General features: G+C 66.2%; 2 pseudogenes. Both read left to right on the forward strand.

The features are described 5' to 3' along the window. Nucleotides 1–206, forward strand: a pseudogene (sufC, locus tag EOA29_RS40620) (Fe-S cluster assembly ATPase SufC); the annotation flags it as partial. Between the two features lie 25 nt (nt 207–231). Next, a pseudogene (locus tag EOA29_RS43685) lies at nt 232–402 on the forward strand (Fe-S cluster assembly protein SufD); the annotation flags it as partial.

Raw genomic sequence — 402 nt, forward strand, 5'->3', positions numbered from 1 at the left:
AGATCGTCGCCGACGGCGTCAATGCGCTGCGCTCGCCGGAGCGGGCGATCGTCGTCATCACCCACTACCAGCGCCTGCTCGAGCACATCGTGCCGGACAGCGTGCACGTGCTCTACAAGGGGCAGGTCATCAAGTCGGGCGACAAGTCGCTGGCGCTCGATCTCGAAACCAACGGCTATGCCGGTGTGATCGGTGAAGCCGCGTGAGATGGGGCCGAGTGAGGCGAGAGCAATGAACATGCACGCACAGCCCCAGCGGACACTGGCCGAGACGGCGCTGATCGATGCCTTCGGCGAGCGGCTTTCGCTGCTGCCCGGCGACGGCGCAGTGATGACGAAGCGCGACGACGCGATCGAGGCCATCAAGCACGGCCTGCCGACGCGGCGCATCGAATCCTGGCAC

This window comes from Mesorhizobium sp. M1E.F.Ca.ET.063.01.1.1, from assembly GCF_003998155.1.
Classification (GTDB): Bacteria; Pseudomonadota; Alphaproteobacteria; order Rhizobiales; family Rhizobiaceae; genus Mesorhizobium.